This window comes from Caballeronia calidae, assembly GCF_900044055.2.
GTDB classification, from domain to species: Bacteria; Pseudomonadota; Gammaproteobacteria; order Burkholderiales; family Burkholderiaceae; genus Caballeronia; species Caballeronia calidae.
In genome coordinates this window covers 31,659-51,206 of record NZ_FCOX02000034.1, presented here as the reverse complement: position 1 = coordinate 51,206, position 19,548 = coordinate 31,659, and the positions used below count along the sequence as shown (strand labels likewise).

The 19,548-nt window shown below is 64.5% G+C and carries 24 protein-coding genes; 16 read left to right on the top strand and 8 right to left on the bottom strand.

The features are described 5' to 3' along the window. Positions 1 to 68 precede the first annotated feature (68 nt). From AWB78_RS26475 to AWB78_RS26465, 3 genes are all read right to left on the bottom strand, one after another. Positions 69 to 1,157, bottom strand: coding sequence for an alpha/beta fold hydrolase (locus tag AWB78_RS26475; protein WP_062608929.1), 1,089 nt, complete (start codon positions 1,155 to 1,157; stop codon positions 69 to 71). A gap of 119 nt (positions 1,158 to 1,276) precedes the next feature. Next, a complete protein-coding gene (locus AWB78_RS26470) occupies positions 1,277 to 2,623 on the bottom strand; it encodes a glycosyltransferase family protein (protein WP_062608928.1) in 1,347 nt (448 codons plus the stop codon). Between the two features lie 182 nt (positions 2,624 to 2,805). Further along, positions 2,806 to 3,438: a TetR/AcrR family transcriptional regulator gene (locus AWB78_RS26465; protein WP_062608927.1), complete on the bottom strand. Its 633-nt coding sequence runs from the start codon at positions 3,436 to 3,438 to the stop codon at positions 2,806 to 2,808. 154 nt (positions 3,439 to 3,592) lie between these two features. Here AWB78_RS26465 and AWB78_RS26460 point away from each other — a divergent pair, with 154 nt between their 5' ends. Continuing rightward, the gene (locus tag AWB78_RS26460) at positions 3,593 to 3,865 is read left to right on the top strand and encodes a hypothetical protein (protein ID WP_062608926.1); all 273 of its coding nucleotides are present in this window, start codon (positions 3,593 to 3,595) and stop codon (positions 3,863 to 3,865) included. 98 nt (positions 3,866 to 3,963) lie between these two features. Here AWB78_RS26460 and AWB78_RS26455 read toward each other — a convergent pair whose 3' ends face one another. Continuing rightward, the gene (locus AWB78_RS26455; RefSeq protein WP_062608925.1) at positions 3,964 to 5,022 is read right to left on the bottom strand and encodes an NAD(P)-dependent alcohol dehydrogenase; all 1,059 of its coding nucleotides are present in this window, start codon (positions 5,020 to 5,022) and stop codon (positions 3,964 to 3,966) included. Positions 5,023 to 5,492: 470 nt separating this feature from the next. Between AWB78_RS26455 and AWB78_RS26450 the strand changes: the two genes are divergently transcribed. Continuing rightward, positions 5,493 to 5,771: a hypothetical protein gene (locus AWB78_RS26450; RefSeq protein ID WP_062608924.1), complete on the top strand. Its 279-nt coding sequence runs from the start codon at positions 5,493 to 5,495 to the stop codon at positions 5,769 to 5,771. 32 nt (positions 5,772 to 5,803) lie between these two features. Here the strand turns inward: AWB78_RS26450 and AWB78_RS26445 are convergent, their stop codons facing one another. Then, entirely contained in the window at positions 5,804 to 6,238 is a 435-nt protein-coding gene (locus AWB78_RS26445) for a hypothetical protein (protein WP_062608923.1), read from the bottom strand. Between the two features lie 338 nt (positions 6,239 to 6,576). On the opposite strand from AWB78_RS26445, the gene napE reads away from it, so the two are divergent. The 14 genes from napE to AWB78_RS26380 are packed head-to-tail and all read left to right on the top strand — an operon-like array spanning position 6,577 to position 17,261. Beyond that, positions 6,577 to 6,735, top strand: coding sequence for a periplasmic nitrate reductase, NapE protein (gene napE / locus AWB78_RS26440; protein WP_061147444.1), 159 nt, complete (start codon positions 6,577 to 6,579; stop codon positions 6,733 to 6,735). Positions 6,736 to 6,769: 34 nt separating this feature from the next. Next, on the top strand, positions 6,770 to 7,108 hold the full coding sequence (locus AWB78_RS26435; RefSeq protein ID WP_063959020.1) for a chaperone NapD: 339 nt from the start codon (positions 6,770 to 6,772) through the stop codon (positions 7,106 to 7,108). After that, positions 7,080 to 9,566 carry a periplasmic nitrate reductase subunit alpha gene (gene napA, locus AWB78_RS26430; protein WP_062608921.1) on the top strand — a complete coding sequence of 829 codons (2,487 nt, stop codon included), beginning with the start codon at positions 7,080 to 7,082 and terminating at the stop codon, positions 9,564 to 9,566. Before AWB78_RS26435 ends, napA begins: the two co-directional genes overlap by 29 nt. A 9-nt stretch (positions 9,567 to 9,575) precedes the next feature. Further along, complete coding sequence (locus AWB78_RS26425; RefSeq protein WP_062608920.1) at positions 9,576 to 10,061, top strand: nitrate reductase cytochrome c-type subunit; 486 nt, start codon at positions 9,576 to 9,578, stop codon at positions 10,059 to 10,061. 9 nt (positions 10,062 to 10,070) lie between these two features. After that, positions 10,071 to 10,676, top strand: coding sequence for a NapC/NirT family cytochrome c (locus tag AWB78_RS26420; RefSeq protein WP_062608919.1), 606 nt, complete (start codon positions 10,071 to 10,073; stop codon positions 10,674 to 10,676). A gap of 39 nt (positions 10,677 to 10,715) precedes the next feature. Beyond that, a complete protein-coding gene (gene ccmA, locus AWB78_RS26415) occupies positions 10,716 to 11,339 on the top strand; it encodes a cytochrome c biogenesis heme-transporting ATPase CcmA (protein ID WP_062608918.1) in 624 nt (207 codons plus the stop codon). Beyond that, positions 11,336 to 12,004 carry a heme exporter protein CcmB gene (gene ccmB, locus AWB78_RS26410; RefSeq protein ID WP_062608917.1) on the top strand — a complete coding sequence of 223 codons (669 nt, stop codon included), beginning with the start codon at positions 11,336 to 11,338 and terminating at the stop codon, positions 12,002 to 12,004. Before ccmA ends, ccmB begins: the two co-directional genes overlap by 4 nt. A gap of 5 nt (positions 12,005 to 12,009) precedes the next feature. Next, positions 12,010 to 12,753 carry a heme ABC transporter permease CcmC gene (gene ccmC / locus AWB78_RS26405; RefSeq protein ID WP_062608916.1) on the top strand — a complete coding sequence of 248 codons (744 nt, stop codon included), beginning with the start codon at positions 12,010 to 12,012 and terminating at the stop codon, positions 12,751 to 12,753. Further along, positions 12,750 to 12,878: a hypothetical protein gene (locus AWB78_RS49380; RefSeq protein ID WP_269768951.1), complete on the top strand. Its 129-nt coding sequence runs from the start codon at positions 12,750 to 12,752 to the stop codon at positions 12,876 to 12,878. The genes ccmC and AWB78_RS49380 overlap by 4 nt, the downstream gene beginning before the upstream one ends. Further along, on the top strand, positions 12,875 to 13,330 hold the full coding sequence (ccmE, locus tag AWB78_RS26400) for a cytochrome c maturation protein CcmE (protein WP_062608915.1): 456 nt from the start codon (positions 12,875 to 12,877) through the stop codon (positions 13,328 to 13,330). Before AWB78_RS49380 ends, ccmE begins: the two co-directional genes overlap by 4 nt. After that, positions 13,327 to 15,297 carry a heme lyase CcmF/NrfE family subunit gene (locus AWB78_RS26395; RefSeq protein WP_062608914.1) on the top strand — a complete coding sequence of 657 codons (1,971 nt, stop codon included), beginning with the start codon at positions 13,327 to 13,329 and terminating at the stop codon, positions 15,295 to 15,297. Before ccmE ends, AWB78_RS26395 begins: the two co-directional genes overlap by 4 nt. Next, complete coding sequence (locus tag AWB78_RS26390) at positions 15,294 to 15,833, top strand: DsbE family thiol:disulfide interchange protein (RefSeq protein ID WP_062608913.1); 540 nt, start codon at positions 15,294 to 15,296, stop codon at positions 15,831 to 15,833. The genes AWB78_RS26395 and AWB78_RS26390 overlap by 4 nt, the downstream gene beginning before the upstream one ends. Further along, a complete protein-coding gene (locus AWB78_RS26385) occupies positions 15,826 to 16,218 on the top strand; it encodes a cytochrome c-type biogenesis protein (RefSeq protein ID WP_062608912.1) in 393 nt (130 codons plus the stop codon). The genes AWB78_RS26390 and AWB78_RS26385 overlap by 8 nt, the downstream gene beginning before the upstream one ends. Then, positions 16,215 to 17,261 (top strand): tetratricopeptide repeat protein, encoded by a 1,047-nt coding sequence (locus AWB78_RS26380; RefSeq protein ID WP_062608911.1) that lies wholly within the window; start codon positions 16,215 to 16,217, stop codon positions 17,259 to 17,261. Before AWB78_RS26385 ends, AWB78_RS26380 begins: the two co-directional genes overlap by 4 nt. Here the strand turns inward: AWB78_RS26380 and AWB78_RS26375 are convergent. From AWB78_RS26375 to AWB78_RS26365, 3 genes are all read right to left on the bottom strand, one after another. After that, positions 17,258 to 17,476 carry a DUF3079 domain-containing protein gene (locus AWB78_RS26375; protein ID WP_062608910.1) on the bottom strand — a complete coding sequence of 73 codons (219 nt, stop codon included), beginning with the start codon at positions 17,474 to 17,476 and terminating at the stop codon, positions 17,258 to 17,260. The two genes, AWB78_RS26380 and AWB78_RS26375, sit on opposite strands and share 4 nt — an antisense overlap. 127 nt (positions 17,477 to 17,603) lie before the next feature. Continuing rightward, positions 17,604 to 18,779 carry an NAD(P)H-dependent flavin oxidoreductase gene (locus AWB78_RS26370; RefSeq protein WP_062608970.1) on the bottom strand — a complete coding sequence of 392 codons (1,176 nt, stop codon included), beginning with the start codon at positions 18,777 to 18,779 and terminating at the stop codon, positions 17,604 to 17,606. 75 nt (positions 18,780 to 18,854) lie between these two features. Further along, positions 18,855 to 19,532: a response regulator gene (locus tag AWB78_RS26365; protein ID WP_062608909.1), complete on the bottom strand. Its 678-nt coding sequence runs from the start codon at positions 19,530 to 19,532 to the stop codon at positions 18,855 to 18,857. Positions 19,533 to 19,548: the final 16 nt, after the last annotated feature.

Here is a 19,548-nt window from a genome sequence, read left to right as displayed (position 1 = left end):
GGCTTGAAAGCTGGCTTTTGGCGGATAGAAAGGGGGACTTTTGTCCCGAAGCGCATGAACGAAACGCTTCAGACGGCGGGCGCGTCGAAGCCCGCGCGCCGCGCGAGCACGATGGCCTGCGCGCGGTTCTCGACTTCCAGCTTCGCGAAGATGCTGGTGATGTGGTTGCGCACGGTCTTCTCGCTCAACGCGAGACGCGCGGCGATTTGCGCGTTGTCGCGGCCGCCCGCGAGCAGTTCGACGATGTCGCGTTCGCGCGGCGTCAACGCGGAGAACGCGCCATCGGTCACCTGCGCCGATGACGGCACGAACGCGCGCACTTCATCGCGCCAGCGCGCCCACGCCGGCTCGGATTCGAGCACGAGGTGATTCTCGCTTTCGAGCGGCACGAAGCGCGCGCCGGGAATCTGGCCGGCGAGCAGGCGGCTTTCGTCGAACGGCACGCGCGCATCGCCGCTCGCGTGCATCACGAGTGTCGGACATTGCACGCGCGGCAGCAGGTCGACCACGTCGATCTCGTTGAATACGCGCATGATGCGCGCGGCGTTGCGCGGCGTGGTCGTGAGACGTTCGAGCTCGTTGAACCAGTGATGCTGCTCCGGCGTGCCGCCTGGAATGAACTGCGTCGTGAAAAACTGGCGGAACGCCGGATTCTGCTTGCCCCAGCCGAGTTCCGCGAGCTTCACGAGCATTTCGGCTTCTTCGTGCAGCGCGGGATCGCACGAGCGCTTGAGCCGGCCGCGTGCGTAGCCGCCGTGCAGCACGAGATGCGTGACGCGCTCCGGATGCGCGACCGCATACGCGATGGCGATCGACGCGCCCTGCGATATCCCGAGCATCGGAAAGCGCTCGAACCCGCTCGCATCGACGACGGATTCCAGATCGCGCAGCCAGGCGGCGAAAGATATCTCGGCGACCTCGCGATCCGAGAGGCCGCAGCCGCGCTGATCGTAGCGAATCAGCGTGTGCTGGCTGCTCAGCTCGAGCATCAGATGGTTCCAGACCGGACTCGTGAAATCCAGCTCCAGATGACTGAGCCAGTTCGCCGCCTTGATGAGCGGTGGCCCCGAACCGCACGTCGCGAACGCGATGCGCACGCCATCGCTCCCGGTGCACAGGCGGATCTGCTGCCGTGGTGTGGGCGGACGCGTCACCATCGGAGTGATGTGTATGTAGGGACTACGTACAAAGACGATAGCCGCGCGACAGCACCGCGCGATCACTCATGCTTGCGCGTAATCGATCAGAAAGTCAAGAACGCAAGCGCGTTGCGCGCTCATGATCGGCGTGCGCCGCGGATCTGGCTCACGAGATCGCCATGATGCATCGCGAGCGCGCGTAGCGACGGCCACATATGCATGTAATGCACCATGAAGCTATCGCCGCTCTGAAGCTGATATGGCGTGTTGAGCGTCGTGCAGTCGAGCAGGTCGCGATCCTCTGCCATGCCGTGCTGCTGCAGAATCCTGATGAACACGTCCTGATCGCCGCCGCTCGCATAGGTCGACGACTTGTCCGCGATCGCACCGATGCTCTGCGCGATTTCCGTCAGCACGGCGAGGTTCTGCGGCGTATTGCGAAAGCCCATGATGCCTGAGTTGAACTGCCAGCTCACGTCCATGGCGATCACGCGGTCGCGGTTCGTCAGCAGCGGTTCGAGCGGCGTGTCCTGATTCGTGATGAGCACGTCGGCGTCGATCCAGAAAAGCCACGCGTGATCCGCCAGATGACGGCGCAGCACCCACGGCTTGAGCCAGTTGCCGCTCGCGCCCGTCCCCGCTTCCGCCGGTACGTCGCGATAAAGATGAAGCGCATAGCCGTGACGCTCGCAGTAACGGCGCAGGTTGCGCTCGGCAATCGCGCCGTATTCGCGGATATTCGGCGTGTAGAGCATCGCGAGCGCGATGGGCGCATGACGATTCAGCGCCTCGTAACTCGCGGCGGCGACGCTGTCGTCGTGCGGCGGCAGCATGAGGTACGGTAGCCCTTTCGCGTGGCAATCGTTGATGTGCTCCGCGAGCAGATCGCGCAAATCCGCGAAGACCGGGTGATTTTTCGGCGCGTCGGGAATGTCCTCCAGCGCGATCGCGAATGCGGACCATTCGGCCCAAACCGGATGCACATGCAGCGCAGCCGGAATGACCGGCACGATTCCGCCGATCGACACGTTGAAAGGCAGCGGTTCGAGCGCGCGCAGCAACTCGGACTCGCTCGCGAGCGCGCCGCCGAACTTCGCGCCCTGACAGATGCGCTCCACCTGCTCGCGAGCGGCGGCCGTGTTGCGCCAGAGTTGAAACGCCGCCATCACATAACCGGCGTCGCCGTCGCCGGACGTTATGACGATCCAGTCGCGGCCCGAATTCGCGATCAAGGTCTCGCATGAGACGTCGCGCAACAGCAGGCAATCCTGCGTCAGAAGCAAGACGAGATCGCCCTCGGCGCACGCGCGCAGCGTACGCAGGAGCATCTGGTATTTGCGCTGCATGCGCAGATGTTGCCAGCCGATGCTGCTCGTATCGACATATTCGTGCGCATAGGAACGACGCGCGCAATAGCGGCGATGATTCTCGAACGACGCGTGCGCGCCGTTGCCCGCGAAAAAGCTGATGACGTGGGTTGACATGTCGATGCTCCGTGATGCGCGTGTCGCGTGCCGCGAACAGGCGTTCCAGCCGGAGAATTCTGTCTCGCCGCCTGGCCCGCAAGCAAGCACAAGGACAGTTTGTTTCATCCTCGTTCGCGCGGACCGCGATCGTTTTGCAGAACGACGCATGCAACCGATTCAAGCCACCGCGATGCGCGGTTTCAGCGCCTCGCGCGCAGCGGCAGTGTCGCGATGAACTGATCGATTGCCGCGAAGAGCGCCGCCTTGCGCACGCCGTCCTGCGCCTGGATCGACAAGCCCGCGAAGAGCGTCATGCACAGCGCGGCGAGCGCCTGCGTGTCGGTGCGCGCGTCGAGTTCACCGCTTTCGACGCCTGCCGACAGCCGTGCCGCGACGATCGACGCGGCCTTGCGCCTGAGCTTCTTCATCTCGGCGCGCAGTTGTGCGTGCTCGGCGCCGACGGACATCGCGCCCAGAAAGATCATGCAGCCGCGCGGAATAGATGTGCCGGTATACAGCTCGACGCTCGCGCGGAACATCGCGCGCAAGCCGTCGCGCACGGATTCGTGCGCCTGCAACTGCCTGAGCGCAGCGCCGCCTTCCGCATCCGCGTAGAGGTTGACCGCCTCCCGATACAGGTCTGCCTTGCTGCCGAACGCGGCGTAAAGGCTCGGCGAATTGATGCCCATTGCATCGACGAGATCGGACATGGAGCAGGTATCGAAGCCTTTGGCCCAGAACACTTCCATCGCGCTTCGCAACGCGGCTTCGCGATCGAACTGGCGCGGCCGGCCGCGCGCCCTGTGCTGCGTCTCCCGCACTTCCGACGACATGTCTCGCTCCTTCTCGCGCCACGATTGATGCGCGCATCGCAATTCTGAATTATGTGTCGATCGTAACAAAATATCTGGACCTTGTCCTGTGCCGATGCTTAAATATCTGTAACGATCGTTATATAAATAACGGAACCTTATCAGGAGTATCGTCATGAAATCGACTTTATCCGCGCTTGCGGCCGCGTTGTTGCTGGCCAGTCCGCTCGTCACGGTTGCGCAAACCAGCGCGCAGGCGGGTTCACCCGCGCCGTATTCCGTGTTCGTCGATCAGCCAACCGGCTTCACGTTCGTGAAGATGCCGTCCGGATGGAAGTTCGTTGGAGCGGTGTCCAGGGAGGAGGCGCAGCAGGTGCCGGCGAATGTGCTGAAGTCGGTGCTGCCTGCCGAATCCGCGCGGGCGATGAATACCGCGTCGGTGAAGTAAGGGGCGCCGCGATGCGTCGCGGCTAAGGGCGTCGCGCCCGATAGACGAATCAACCGCCGCATCCGCGGCGGTTTTCTTTTCTTAAATCGAAGCTCAGATCAACGTTCCATCGTCGCCATATCGATCACGAAGCGATACTTCACATCGCTCTTCAACATACGCTCGTAGGCCTTGTTGATCTCGTCCATGCGGATCATCTCGATGTCGGACGTGATCCCATGCTTGCCGCAGAAATCGAGCATCTCCTGCGTCTCCGCAATCCCGCCGATGAGCGATCCCGCGAGCGAGCGGCGCTTGAAAATCATGTTCATCACCGAAGGCGACGGATGCGGATGCTCCGGCGCGCCGACGAGTGTCATCGTGCCGTCACGCTTGAGCAGCGCCATGAACTGATCGAGATCGTGCGATGCGGCCACCGTGTTCAGAATGAAATCGAAACTGTTCGCGTGCGCGGCCATCTGATCCGGGTCCTTCGAGATCACGACTTCATGCGCGCCCAGACGTTTCGCGTCGTCGATCTTGCCGGGCGAGGTGGTGAAGAGCACGACATGCGCGCCCATCGCGGCGGCGAGTTTCACGCCCATGTGCCCGAGCCCGCCGAGGCCCACGATGCCGACCTTGTGCCCCTTCTGCACGTTCCAGTGACGCAGCGGCGAGTAGGTCGTGATGCCCGCGCACAACAACGGTGCGACCGCCGCGAGTTCGAGATTCTCGGGGATGCGCAGCGTGAACGCCTCGTCGACGACGATGCTCGTCGAATAGCCGCCGGCCGTGAAGCCGCCCGACTTTTTATCGGGCGAGTTGTACGTTTGAATGAAACTGTCGGGGCCGTCGCAGAACTGTTCGAGTCCTTCCTTGCAGGCATCGCAGACGCGGCACGAATCGACCATGCAACCGACGCCCGCGAGTTCGCCGGCCTTGAACTTCGTCACATCGGACCCGACCTCGACGACGCGCCCGACGATCTCATGCCCCGGCACGACAGGATAGTTCGTGCCGCCCCATTCGTTCCTCGCCATGTGCAGGTCGGAATGACACACGCCGCAGAACAGAATGTCGATACGCACATCGTTCGGACCGACATCGCGGCGCTGAATTTCCAGCGGGCCGAGCGGTTTATCGGCTGCGGATGCGGCATAGGAATACGCTTTAAGCATGGTTTGCTTCCCTCTTGATTTCGAATCGTGTGAACAGGATCGGCACTTGATCCCGAAGGACAAGCGCAGCCGATGAGACATGCCTGATGGTGTTTTATGTGCGGCATCGAACGTTGGCGTCGTGCTTCGCACAGGTTGCGGATGACTTGCCGATGTCGCCGTTGTTTCGACGGCGACGCGCAACGCCAATACTGTATGCCTATCGGCAATTCTCTGCCGAGATGACAGCGCGCTACTCGCATCGCTGGAGAATTTGACAATCCGGCGCCCTTCCATTGGCTCCCTGCTTGATCGGGATTGCTCGATCGGAAGCTCGCGTCATAAGCTTGTCATGCGCGCGGAGATGACGAATCTTTTCGCGCGGCGCCGGGCGTTTCGCATGCCCGGCGCCTGCCCCGATTTCATTCGACCGGCGGAAGGCCGTGCGTCATGCGACGTCCCCGGCGCCCGCACCTTGAGAGAGCGAGACCATGAAGGCGAAGGCAATCACGGCGAGCATCGATTTGCCGGGCGGCGCGGTCAGCGCCGAGTTCCATATCGATACGGGGCGCCTCAGGATCTTCGAACGCGGCGCGTTGCGCGTCGAATCGTTTCCACCGCACTCGTGGTTCACGGTGGCATCGGTGGCAGGCAATAGCCGCTGGGGAACGCGGCCGCGCGAAGCAGATCTCTATCTCGTGGTCGAGAGCTATGTCCTGCAGCGCTTCGGCAAGACGGCTCATGGGGGAGAGGCGTCCTGCGCGCAGTAATGTGCGCAGTCGAGACGAATGCGCGCGATCGATCAGGACTTCGTATATCGGCTCGGCGGACGATAACCCGGAATCTGACGCAACGCGCGGTCGCATGCCGCTGAAAGCGCCGACATCCGCTCCACGTTCGCGCGCATTTCGACTTGCGTACGCGAGATAGTCTCGCGAAGCTGCTCCAGCCGAGGCATGATTCGCTCCGCGACCTGGACGCACTCGTCCCTGTTATCCATCGATGCTTGCGCTTCCTCTCGCGCTTCACGCAGCTCCATGACCGACACTTTGTTCTGCGCAAGCAGGCGCGCGTAAGTCTCGGCAAGTTCGCCGAATCCGATGGATCGCATGCGCTCGACGAAATCGCGCGTAGAGCGCATGGCGAGTTCGCCTGCGTCGTAGGCCATGAACTGCACGTCGTTGATGGACAGAGAGAGGCGCCCTTCCGGTGTCGCGAATTCGAGCTTGGTCGGCATGATGCGTGTCGCACGTTTTGAAGTTGCCCGAATTCTATACATCAGACGGAAGGGCGGCTCTCAGATCATAGCTAAAGCGCTCTCCAAAAGATGAAACGCCCGATTACTTCGCGCGCTTGCATCCTTCATTGCATTGCACCACGTTCAATAACGCGAAACGACGCGCGCTCATTGCAGCGGATTCCGTTACGTTCGCGCGACCGGATTCAATCGGCTATTCCATGAGCCGCGCGACATCGATCGTCATTTTGGACTTGAAAAGATGCATTCCTTATACCAACAATGAAGTCATCTTTCGAGCTGGCCCCTACATACGCCAACCGAGATCTGACGCGCCCATGGATGAGAAAGACGAAATACGGAAATCCGAAGAGTTGCGCAGCTTTCTGTTTCTGACCGTCGTCATGGTTCCCGTGCTCACGGTCATGATCATTGCCGCTTACGGATTCGCGGTCTGGTTCTACCAAATGCTGATTGGCGGCCCGCCGCATCATTAACGAGCTTCGCGATTATTTAAATTAAATGGAGCACATGCCCGTCAATGCCAACGCCCGTTACGACGACGAGACGGACACGTCTTGCGAGTTTCATATCGCCGGCGTCGTTGTATACGCGCGAATAGAAGCCTTGCAACGCGTCGCCGATGCGCTCGCCGCTTTGCCCGGCGCTCAGGTGCACGGTTCGAGCGCCGAGGGCAGGATCGTCCTCACGCTCGAAAGCGATCGCTCCTCCTGTGTCGCCGAACAACTGCAAGCGGTGCAGTCGATACCCGGTGTCGTGAGCACCGCGCTCGTCTATCAGCATCACGAACACGCCGATTCGCTCAACGAGGACATCGCCGATGAAACTGACTCGTCGCGCGTTCATTAAGCAGACGGCGGCCGCCACGGCCGCCGCGTCCGCGGGCATCACGCTGCCCGGCATGGAAGCCGTCGCGCAGGGCGGCGACGACATCAAGTGGTCGAAGGCGCCCTGCCGCTTCTGCGGCACCGGCTGCGGCGTGCTCGTCGGCGTGAAGGGCAACCAGGTCGTCGCGACGCAAGCGGACCCGCAGGCCGAAGTCAATCGCGGGCTCAACTGCGTGAAGGGCTACTTCCTGTCGAAGATCATGTACGGCCAGGACCGCCTGACCACGCCGCTCATGCGCATGAAGGACGGCAAGTTCGACAAGAACGGCGAGTTCCTGCCCGTGTCGTGGGACGTCGCGTTCAACGTGATGGCCGAGCAGTTCAAGCGCGTGCTGAAAGAGAAAGGGCCGACGGCCATCGGCATGTTCGGCTCGGGGCAATGGACCGTGTGGGAAGGCTACGCGGGGGTCAAGCTGATGAAAGCGGGCTTTCGCAGCAACAACATCGATCCGAACGCGCGGCACTGCATGGCCTCGGCCGTGACGGGCTTCATGCGGACCTTCGGCATGGACGAGCCGATGGGCTGCTACGACGACATCGAGGCAACCGATGCCTTCGTGCTGTGGGGCTCCAACATGGCCGAGATGCATCCGGTGCTGTGGACGCGCGTCACGGCGCGGCGGCTTTCGAGCCCGGACGTGCGCGTCGTCACGCTATCGACGTTCGAGCACCGCTCGTTCGATCTCGCCGACGAGACGATCATCTTCACGCCGCAGTCCGATCTCGCGATCATGAACTACATCGCGAATTACATCATCAAGAACGGCAAGGTGAATCGCGAGTTCATCGACAAGCACACGGTCTTCAAAAAGGGCAACACGGATATCGGCTACGGCTTGCGGCCCGATCATCCGCTGCAGAAGGCGGCGAAGAACGCCGGCGATCCGAACGGCTCGCAGCCGATCACCTTCGACGAATTCGCGCAGTTCGTCTCGCGCTACGACGCGGCTTACGTGACGAAGCTCTCGGGCGTGCCGAAGAGCAAGCTCGACCAGCTCGCGCAGTTGTACGCGGACCCGAAGACGAAAGTCGTCTCCTTCTGGACGATGGGCTTCAATCAGCACACGCGCGGCACGTGGGCCAACAACATGGTCTACAACCTGCACTTGTTGACGGGCAAGATCTCCACGCCGGGCAACAGTCCGTTCTCGCTGACCGGACAGCCTTCCGCGTGCGGCACGGCGCGCGAAGTCGGCACGTTCTCGCACCGGCTGCCCGCCGACATGGTCGTGACCAACCCGAAGCATCGCGAGGAAGCGGAGCATATCTGGAAGCTGCCGGAGGGAACCATCCCCGACAAGCCGGGCTTTCATGCCGTGCTGCAAAACCGCATGCTGCACGACGGCAAGCTCAACGCCTACTGGGTGATGGTCAACAACAACATGCAGGCCGCCGCGAACATGAACAACGAGGGCTTGCCGGGGTATCGCAAGGAATCGAATTTCGTCGTCGTGTCGGATGTGTATCCGACGGTCACGGCCGTCGCCGCCGACCTGATCCTGCCGTCCGCGATGTGGGTCGAGAAAGAAGGCGCGTATGGCAACGCCGAGCGGCGCACGCAATTCTGGCATCAGATGGTGCAGGCGCCCGGCGGCGCGCATTCGGATCTCTGGCAGATCGTCGAATTCTCGAAGCGCTTCAAGGTCGAGGAAGTCTGGCCCGCCGAGCTGATCGCGAAGAAGCCGGAATACAAGGGCAAGACGCTCTACGACGTGCTGTATCGCAACGGCCAGGTCGACAAGTTTCCCGCGTCGCAAGTGGACCCGAAGTATCGCAACAACGAAGCCGCGGCGTTCGGCTTCTACATACAGAAGGGATTGTTCGAGGAATACGCGAGCTTCGGCCGCGGACACGGCCACGATCTCGCGCCGTTCGACGACTATCACCAGGCGCGCGGCATCCGCTGGCCGGTCGTCAATGGCAAGGAGACGCGCTGGCGCTACAAGGAAGGCACCGATCCCTACGTGAAGGCCGGCACGGGCTGGCAGTTCTACGGCAATCCGGATGGCCGCGCGGTGATTTACGCGCTGCCCTACGAGCCGCCCGCCGAATCGCCGGACAAGGAATATCCGTTCTGGCTCGCCACCGGGCGTGTGCTCGAGCACTGGCATTCCGGCTCGATGACACGTCGCGTGCCCGAGCTCTATCGCGCGTTCCCGAATGCGGTGTGCTTCATGCATCCCGACGACGCGAAGGCGCTCGGCATCCGGCGCGGCGTGGAAGTGCGCGTGATCTCGCGGCGCGGCGAGATGCTCACGCGCGTCGAAACACGCGGCCGCGACAAACCTCCGCGCGGGCTTGTGTTCGTGCCGTGGTTCGATTCGAGCCAGCTCATCAACAAAGTGACGCTCGACGCCACCGATCCGATCTCGTTCCAGACCGACTTCAAGAAGTGCGCGGTCAAGATCGTCAGGGCCTAGGAGCACGCCATGCGCACGTTCATCGCCGTCGTCATCGCATCGCTCACCGCGCTGGCCGCGCTCGCGATCGCGCAGCCCACGGTCCCCGATGTGCCGTTCCACGACGCATTGCGCGGCACGGCGCCGCTCGACACGGAGCCTAAGCCGCCGCTCATGGCGCCGACCGAAAACAAGGACGTGATACGGGGCCTCAACTATGCGCAGCAGCCGCCGACGATCCCGCACAAGATCGACAACTACCAGGTCGACAAGAACGCGAACCGCTGTCTCGCGTGTCATGCGCGCAGCCGCGTCGAAGAGAGCGGCGCCGTGCCCGTCGCGATTTCGCATTACATGGACCGCGACGGCAGCGTGTCCGGGCATCTGTCGCCGCGCCGCTATTTCTGCACGCAATGCCACGTTCCGCAGGCCGACACCAAGCTGCTGATCGGTAATACGTTCGTCGCCGTCGAAGATATCAGGCAGCAGCCGGCATCCAAGAAACAGAAACGATGAGCGACCATCATGTGGGCACTGATCAAGCGCTACTGGATCACCATCCGAAGGCCGAGCCTGTACTACAGCCTCGGCTTTCTGACGCTGGGCGGCTTCGTTGCGGGCGTGATTTTCTGGGGCGCCTTCAACACGGCGATGGAGCTGACCAACACCGAAGTCTTCTGCACCGGCTGTCACGAGATGCGCGACAACACCTATGCCGAGCTGAAGAACACGATCCACTTCAGCAATCGCACGGGCGTGCACGCGAAGTGCTCGGACTGCCACGTCCCGCATAACTGGACGGACAAGATCGCGCGCAAGATGCAGGCGTCGAAGGAAGTGTGGGCGAAGATCTTCGGCACCGTGAACACGCGCGAGAAATTCCTCGACAAGCGGCTCGAACTGGCCGAGCACGAATGGTCGCGTTTCAAGGCCAACGATTCGCTCGAATGCCGCAACTGTCATTCGTTCCAGTACATGGACTTCACGCGGCAGAGTCCGCGCGCGCAGGAGGCGCATCAACGTTTCCTGGAGACGGGGGAAAAGACGTGCATCGATTGCCACAAGGGCATCGCGCATGAACTGCCCGACATGGCGAAGGCTCAGGAGATCGATGACCGGAAGAAGCAGTGAGCGCGGCGGCCAGCGCTATCGACGAGAGAGGAGGCATCGATGCTCAGCGCCCGGCAACTCGACGTGATGCGCGGCAGCCGCACCATCGTGGCGGGCGTGGATCTATGCGTCGATGGCGGCGCGGCCTTGCTCATCCACGGCGCGAACGGCAGCGGCAAGAGCTCGCTGATCGCCGCGCTCGCGGGCTTGCTGCCGCCCGCCGCGGGCAACGTATCGTGGCGCGGCGTGAACGTGCGCGACGATCCTGCACGCTTCCGGCACGACCTCGCCTATCTCGGCCACGCCGACGGCTTCAACGGCGAACTGACCGTCGCGGAGAATCTTCGCTTTGCCGCCTTGCTCGGCGCGCACGCGGCGCATGTCAATGAGCGCGATGTGCTCGACCGCGCCGGCGTGCTGCCGCTCCTGCACACGCGCCTGAGCCGTCTGTCGCAAGGGCAGAGAAGGCGCGTCGCGCTCGCGCGGCTCGTGCTCGCGGGCAAGCCGCTCTGGCTGCTCGACGAACCCACCGACGCCATCGACGACACCGGCGCGCTCTGGTTCGCCGCGTGCATCGACGATCATCTGCGCGAAGGCGGCACGCTCGTCGCGACGACGCATCGTCCGCTTGCCGTCGATGCCGCGCGCACCCGGCATCTGCAACTCGCGCGGAGCGCGGCATGATCGCGCTCACGCTTCAGGTGATCCGCCGCGAACTGATCCTCAACTGGCGCTCGCGCACGCTGACGCTGTCCGTGCTGCTGTTCTTCGTGCTCGCGTCGAGCCTGTTTCCGCTCGGCATCGGACCCGATCCGAGGCTGCTTCACGCGATCGCGCCGGGCGTGCTGTGGGTCACCGCGCTGTTCGCGGCGCTGCTGTCCGCCGGCCAGCTCTTCAGCAACGACTTCGCGAGCGGCGCGCTCGAACAGATGCTGCTTTCGCCGCAACCGCTCGCGGGCATCGTGCTCGGCAAGATCGCCGCGCACTGGCTGACGACCGGCCTCGCGCTCGTCGTGCTCGCGCCGGTCGTCGCGCTCGAATACGGGCTCGATGCGCGCACGATCGTCATGCTGATGGCGTCGCTGCTGATCGGCACGCCGCTGCTCTCGCTGATCGGCTCGATGGGCGCGGCGCTCACGCTCGGCGTGCGCGGCGGCAGCGTCGTGCTCGCGTTGCTGATCTTGCCGCTCTATGTGCCCGTGCTCGTGTTCGGCGTCGGCGCGGCCGATCCCGCCGCGAGCGCCGCGTGGTCGAACGCCAACTTCTCGCTGCTCGCGGCGGCGCTGTGCGTCGCGCTCTGGCTGTGTCCGTGGGCGAGCGCGGCGGCTTTACGCATATCGATGGAATAGCGCCTATGAACTGGTTCCGCTACGCGTCTCCACGCAACTTCGAACGCTTCGCCGCGCGCGCGACGCCGTGGTTCGGCATCGCGTCGGTCGTGTTCATCGTGGCGGGGCTCGTGATCGGCCTCGGCATCGCGCCCGCCGATGCATTGCAACGTGACATCTACCGCATCATGTTCGTGCACGTGCCCGCCGCGTGGATGTCGATGTTCATCTACCTCGTGATGGCCGTCTACAGCGCGCTGCATCTCGCGATGAACGCGCGTCTTTCCGCGATGATGGCGCGTGCCCTCGCGCCGACCGGCGCGCTCTTCACCGCGATCGCGCTGATCTCCGGCGCGCTGTGGGGCAAGCCGACATGGGGCACGTGGTGGGTGTGGGACGCGCGCCTCACGTCCGAGCTGATCCTGTTCTTTCTCTACGTGGGTTTTCTCGCGCTGCACGCCGCGATCGACGGCACGCGCCGCGCCGACCGTGCGTGTTCGGTGCTCGCGCTGATCGGCGTGGTGAACATCCCGATCATCTATTTCTCGGTGCAATGGTGGTACACGCTGCATCAGGGGCCATCGCTCGGATTCGGCAGCGGCGTGGCGATGGAAAAGTCGATGGTATGCGGCATCGTCGTGATGACAGCGGGATTCTGGTCGTATGCGATCGCCGTGTCGCTTGCGCGGGTGCGCGTCATCCTGCGCACCGCCGAACGCGTGCGCGCGAGCGATGAACGTCCGTCACGCATCGAGGAGCGCGCCGCATGAACACTCTGTCGATGCTCATCGCCAATCCGATCCTGTCCGCCGCGTTGGCGATCACGTTCCTGCTGATGGCCGCGGAAGCATGGCTCGTGCATCGCGCGCTGCGCGGGCCGGAGGTGCGCCGATGAAGACGCGGCATCGGCGCTTCGCATTCATCGCGCTCGGCATCGCGAGCGCGGGGCTTGCGTGCGCGTTCGTGCTCAATGCGTTTCGCGCCAACGTGATGTTCTTCGTGAGTCCGAGCCAGATCGCGTCGCACGAAGAGACGCGCACGCAGCGTTTCCGGCTGGGCGGACTCGTCGAACGTGGCTCGATCGCGCGCGATGCCGATGGCCGCACCGTGCGCTTCATCGTCACGGACGAGCGCGCATCGGTTCCGGTCACCTATGCGGGCGCGCTGCCCGATCTCTTCCGCGAAGGCAGCGGTGTGGTCGCGCAAGGCAGGCTCGGCGCGGATGGCCGCTTCCACGCCGACGAAGTCCTCGCGAAGCACGATGAAAAGTACTCGCCGCCGCAACTCGAACGCGCATTGCGCGAAGTGCGCGCGTCGGCGGACACGAACACGGGAACGCGCCGATGATTCCCGAGCTCGGCCACTTCGCGCTGATTCTCGCGATGCTGCTCGCGCTCGTCGCGGGCATCGTGCCGATGCTCGGCGCGCGTCTTCGCATCGAGCGATGGATGCGCGTCGCCGCGCCCGCCGCGTGCGGGCAATTCGGCTTCGTCGCGATCGCGTTCGGCTGTCTCGCGGCGTCCTTTCTTCACGACGATTTCTCCGTCCTCTATGTCATCGGCAACTCGAATTCGGCATTGCCGGCGATCTATCGCTTCACGGCGGTCTGGGGCGGCCACGAAGGTTCGCTCCTGCTCTGGGCGCTGCTGCTCACGCTCTGGATGATCGCCGTCGCGGCGTTCGGCCGCCGCCTGCCGCTGCCGTTCGCCGCGCGCGTGCTCGGCGTGATGAGCTGGATCAACGCGGGCTTTCTGCTCTTCATGCTGCTGACGTCGAATCCGTTCACGCGCATCATGCCGCCCGCGATGAACGGCCGCGACCTCAATCCGCTCCTGCAAGACCCCGGCATGGTGATCCATCCGCCGCTGCTGTACATGGGCTATGTCGGCTTTTCGGTCGCGTTCGCGTTCGCGATCGCCGCGCTGCTCGACGGCAAGCTCGATGCCGCGTGGGCGCGCGCCTCGCGTGCATGGACGCTGGCCGCGTGGATGTTCCTCACGCTCGGCATCATGCTCGGTAGCGCGTGGGCGTATTACGAACTCGGCTGGGGCGGATGGTGGTTCTGGGACCCGGTCGAGAACGCGTCGTTCATGCCGTGGCTCGTCGGCACCGCGCTGATTCATTCGCTCGCCGCCACCGCGAAGCGCGGCGCGTTCCGCGCGTGGAGCGCGCTGCTCGCGATCTGCGCGTTCTCGCTGTCGCTGCTCGGCACCTTCCTCGTGCGCTCGGGCGTCGTGACATCGGTGCATGGATTCGCATCCGATCCCGCGCGCGGCGTGTTCATCCTCGCGCTGCTCGCGCTCTTCTGCGGCGGCGGCCTCGCGCTCTTCGCGTGGCGCGCGCCGCGTGCGGCATCGTCGGCGGTGGGGTTCGAAGCGGTATCGCGCGAGGCGCTGCTTCTGTCGAACAATCTGCTGATGCTCGTGGCCGCCGCTTCGGTGATGCTCGGCACGCTCTATCCGATGGCCCTCGACGCGCTCAACCTCGACAAGATTTCCGTCGGCGCGCCGTACTTCGACAGCGTGTTCGTCCCGCTGATGACGCCCGCCGTCTTCCTGATGGGCATCGGGCCGCTCGCGCGATGGAAAGTCGCGCGTCTGCCGGAAATCGCCGTGCGCCTGCGCTGGGCCGCGCTCGTGAGCATCGCGACGGCGTTCCTGCCCGGCGTGTCACGGCCGTTCGTGAGTCTCGGCCTGCTGCTCGCCGCGTGGACCTTCACGACGATCGCAACGAGCATCTATGAGCGCCTCGTGAAAGGCAGGCAGCGCGTGCGGCTCGCGACCGTCGGCATGTGGCTCGCGCACGCGGGCGTCGGCGTGTTCATCGTCGGCGTGACGATGGTGAAGGGCTTTCCCGTCGAACACGATGCCCGTCTGGATAAAGGCCAAAGTGTCGATGTCGGCGGCTATCGTTTCCGTCTCGACGACGTTCGTACGCTCGACGGCCCGAACTATCGCGCGACGCGCGCGACGATCAGCGTGACGCGCGACGGCCGCGCCATCGCGACGCTCAATCCCGAGAAGCGCGAGTTCCTCGTGTCGAACACGCCGACGACGGAAGCCGCCATCGATCAGGGCGTCCTGCGCGATCTCTATGTCGCGCTCGATCAACCCTCCGGCAGCGACGCGTGGACCGTGCGCATCCAGATCAAGCCGTTCGTGCGCTGGATCTGGGGCGGCTGCATCCTGATGGCGCTCGGCGGCCTGCTCGCGGCGGCGGACCGGCGTTTCGTGCGGCGGCGCGCGACGCAATCGCAACGCGCCGCGACGATGGCCGATGAAGCGCCACGCGCAATCGGCGAGACCGGACGATGAAGCGCTTCCTGATTCCGCTCGTCGTCTTCGGTCTGCTCGTCGCGGTGCTCGCGGCGGGTTTGCGGCACGACCCGCGACGCCTGCCTTCGGCGCTCATCGGCAAGCCCGCGCCCGCGTTCGATCTGCCGAAGCTCGATGCGTCGAGCCAGACGATGTCATCGGAAGCGCTGCGCGGTCAGGTGTGGATTCTGAACGTGTGGGCATCGTGGTGCGAAGCGTGCCGCGACGAGCATCCCGTGCTCATGGACTTCGCGGCGAGCGGCGCGGCGCCGGTGTATGGGCTGAACTTCCAGGACGACCGCGAGCCCGCGCTGCAATGGCTGGAAACGGCGGGCGATCCGTACGTCACTTCGTTCGTGGATCGCGACGGGCGCACCGGCATCGACTATGGCGTGTATGGCGTGCCGGAGACGTTCGTCATCGACCGCGCGGGTGTCGTGCGATACCGGCAGGCCGGGCCGCTCACGCGCGCATCGCTCGATCGCGTGATCCTGCCGCTCATCGGCAAGCTGCAAAAGGAGAAGATGCGTGATTAGCCGCTTCGCACTGCTTCTCCTCGCATGTATGTGCTGCGCGCACGCGCAGGAATCGCGCGACGACGAACGCGCGCGCCATCTCGCGGAACGCTTTCGCTGCGTCGTGTGCCAGAACCAGAGCCTCGCCGATTCCAACGCGAATCTCGCCGCCGATCTGCGCGCGCGCATTCGCGAGCAGGTCGAGCAAGGCGCGAGCGACGAGCAGATTCAGGCCTACATGGTGCGCCGATACGGCGACTTCGTGCTGTATCGCCCGCCGATGAAGCCGGTGACGTGGGCGCTGTGGTTCGGTCCGCTGGCCGTGCTGCTGGCGGGCGCGCTTGCGATGGCGATGCATATCCGCCGCGCCCGGAACGCGCGGCGTCAAAGGAGCTCGAACCGATGATCGCGTTCTGGCTGATCGTTGCGGCGATGTTGCTCGGCGCACTTCTATGCGTCGTGCCGCCGATGTTGCGCGCGCCCGCCGGCTCGCAGGGCACCGCGCACGCGATGCACGCGGCGCTAGCCGGCTTGCTGATCGCGCTGGTGCCGGCATCGGCGCTGACGCTCTACATGCGCGTGGGCGATCCGGCCGCGCTCGCGATCCAGACGGCACCGGTCGCCTCGAAGGGCGATCACGCGGACGCGCCCGTGTCGATGCAAGCCGCGGTCAGCCGCCTTGCCGCGCGCCTGCGCGACGATCCGGACGACGCGCAAGGCTGGACCATGCTCGCGCGCTCATACATGGCGCTCGATCGTCCGGGCGACGCGACGGAGGCATATCGCCGCGCCGTCGCATTGCGTCCGCGCGATGCGGAGCTGCGCGCCGATTACGCCGATGCCATGGCGAGCGCGAACGGCGGCGATCTCAACGACGCGACGCTGAAGGTCATCGACGCGGCGCTCGCGCTCGATCCCGACGAGCCCAAAGCGCTCGCGCTGGCGGCGTCGGCTGCGTTCGACCGTCGCGACTACGCGAGCGCGATGCAGTTCTGGGAGCGTCTGAGCAAGGTGCCGGATCTCGCGCCGGAGATCGCGCAGCAGGCGCGGAAGAATATCGACGAGGCGCGCGCGCTCGCCGCGAAGGGAAGTGTTGCGAAAGCGGCTTCGGTTGAAGTCCGCGTGCGGCTGAGCGCCGAGCTCGAAAAGCGCGTCCGTCCGACCGATACGGTTTTCGTCTACGCGCTCGCCGACGATGGATCGCGCATGCCGCTCGCCGTGCGGCGCCTGAGCGCGAATCAGTTGCCCGCGACCGTGCGTCTCGACGATTCCATGTCGATGACGCCGAGCCGCCGTCTCTCCGATTTCTCGCGCATCAGCATCGATGCGCGGGTGTCGGCGTCGGGGCAGGCGCGGCCCGCATCGGGCGACATGACGGGAACGAGCGGGCCGGTGTCTTCGAAGGACGCGGGCGTCATCGACGTGACGATCGCCGATATCGTGCGTTAATTGGCTTTGGCGCCCGGCTGAATCGACTTCGCGTTCTCTTCGACCTCGATGCCCCAGTCGCCCTGTTCGTACCAGTCTTCGCCGAGAAGCTCAGCGGGATGCTGCGTGCGGCTCGAACCGTTGCCGCAGCGCATGGCGTCGGTTCCGCAATAGTGATCGCAGCCCCAGCAATTGCGTTCGGGATGCTTCGGATTCAGGGGAAAGCGCTTGGACATCGTGTCGATACTCCTTCTGTTGCTGCGTGCGAGCCGTCGACATCAAGACTAGCGCCGCGCCTCGTTCAAGCCAATAGGAACGCGACGATCGGTCACGGCTCGCAGCGAAACAGCCTGTTTCGGTGTCTCAACACGCGGCGGGCGCGGCCTTCGTCGCGCCTGTCAGCAGCAGCTCGATCAGATCGCGCACGCTGCGGATCGCCGCGCCGAATGGCAGCCTTTCACGCCCGCGGAAAAACAGGCCATTGCCGACATCGCCGCGCAATGCCGCCGCGAGACGCGTATCGATGCAGAAGTGCCCGAACTTCTCGATGCCGTCGCGCAGGCCGCACGCCGTGAGACATTCGAGCGACGACGGGCACGTCTGCTTGCGCGCGCCGATCTTCGTGCGGATGCGTTCCTCGTTGCGCAGATAGCGCATGAGCCACGGTGTCTTCACGGCGCGCGCGGGCAAGCCGGTCACGCTGACGAATTCGACGATGTCCTCCGGCTCCGCTTCGGCCAGCACGCGCTTGAACGCCGGATGCGCGTCGCCCTCTTCGGTGACCGCGAACGGCGTGCCGATCTGCACGCCGTTCGCGCCGGCCGCGAGCCATGTGCGCACGGCCTCATGACTGTTGATGCCGCCCGCGACGATCACCGGCACATCCGAGCGCTTCAGCCCGAGCGACGCGAACGATGCATCGAGTTCCGAGAGCACGCGCTCGAAACCGAAGCGCTCGTCGTGCATGTCGGCGACGTCGGTCACGCCGAGATGCCCGCCCGCGTGCGCCGGATGCTCGATCACGATGGCATCGGGCAAGCGGCCCTTCTTCATCCACTTCTTGAGCACGAGCGTGACGCCGCGGCTATCGGAAAGAATCGGGATCAGCGCGATATCGCAGCCTTGCGTGAGATCGGGGAGATCGAGCGGCAGGCCCGCGCCCATCACGATGGCATCGGCGCCTTCCTCGCACGCGACGCGCACGTAGTCCGCATGCGAGCGCACGGCCTTCATCACGTTGACGGCGATCATGCCGCGCCCTTCCGACAACGCACGCGCCGCCTTGACTTCACGCGCGAGCGCGATGAGATTGGCGCGCTCCAGCATCTCGCGCGAAGCATCTTCGCGGCACATGGCGAGCAGATCGTCATGGTGATGGCGCAGGTCGATGCTCGCAATGGTGCCGAGCGCGCCTTCGCGCGCCACGCTGCCCGCCAGGCGATGCGCGGACACGCCGACGCCCATGCCGCCCTGCACGATCGGCAGCAGGCTGCGCCCGCGAATCGTGAGCGGCGCGAATGAATGTGCGTGAGTGGTCATGTGTGATTCGCTTTGAAATGAATTCATGTTGTACGGCTCGATGTATTGCGCGCTTCGCTGCGTGGCGCCGGTCGCTCACGCGGCTTCCGTGGTCTGCGGCGCATCGGGAGTTCCATGTCCGACCGCGTAGATCGCCACTTGCACGCGGCTGGTGAGATTGAGTTTGCGAAGGATGTTGCGCACGTGAATCTTCACCGTGCTTTCCGCAAGCATCAGCGTGCGCGCGATTTCCTTGTTGCTCGCGCCGCGCGCCAGTTCGCGCATGATGTCGCGTTCGCGCGTGGTGAGTGAATCCGCCGCAACCGCTTGCGCCGGCGCAGGCGCGGGTTTCGTCGCGCGCATGCTCGCGACGAGCTTCGCCGTCATGTCATCGGCGATGACGGGCTGGCCCGCCGCCGCCTTGCGGATCGCGTCCGCGAGCGTGTCCGGCTCGATGCTCTTCAACAGATAGCCGCACGCGCCTGCGCGCAATGCGAGCGTGAGTTCCTCGACATCCTCGGAAACGGTGAGCATCACGACCGCGCTATGCGACACGTCCTGCACGAGCAGCTTCAGCGTTTCGAGCCCGGAAAGCCCGGGCATGTTGAGATCGAGCAGGATGACGTCCGGAAGGAACTGCTTCGCGCGCTTGAGGCCGTCGAGCCCGTCCGCCGCTTCGCCGACGATTTCGAAATCGGACTGCCGTTGCAGAAGCGCGTTGACGCCTGAGCGAAACAGCGCGTGATCGTCGATCAACAGGATGCGGATGGTCATGGCACGACTCGGAGCA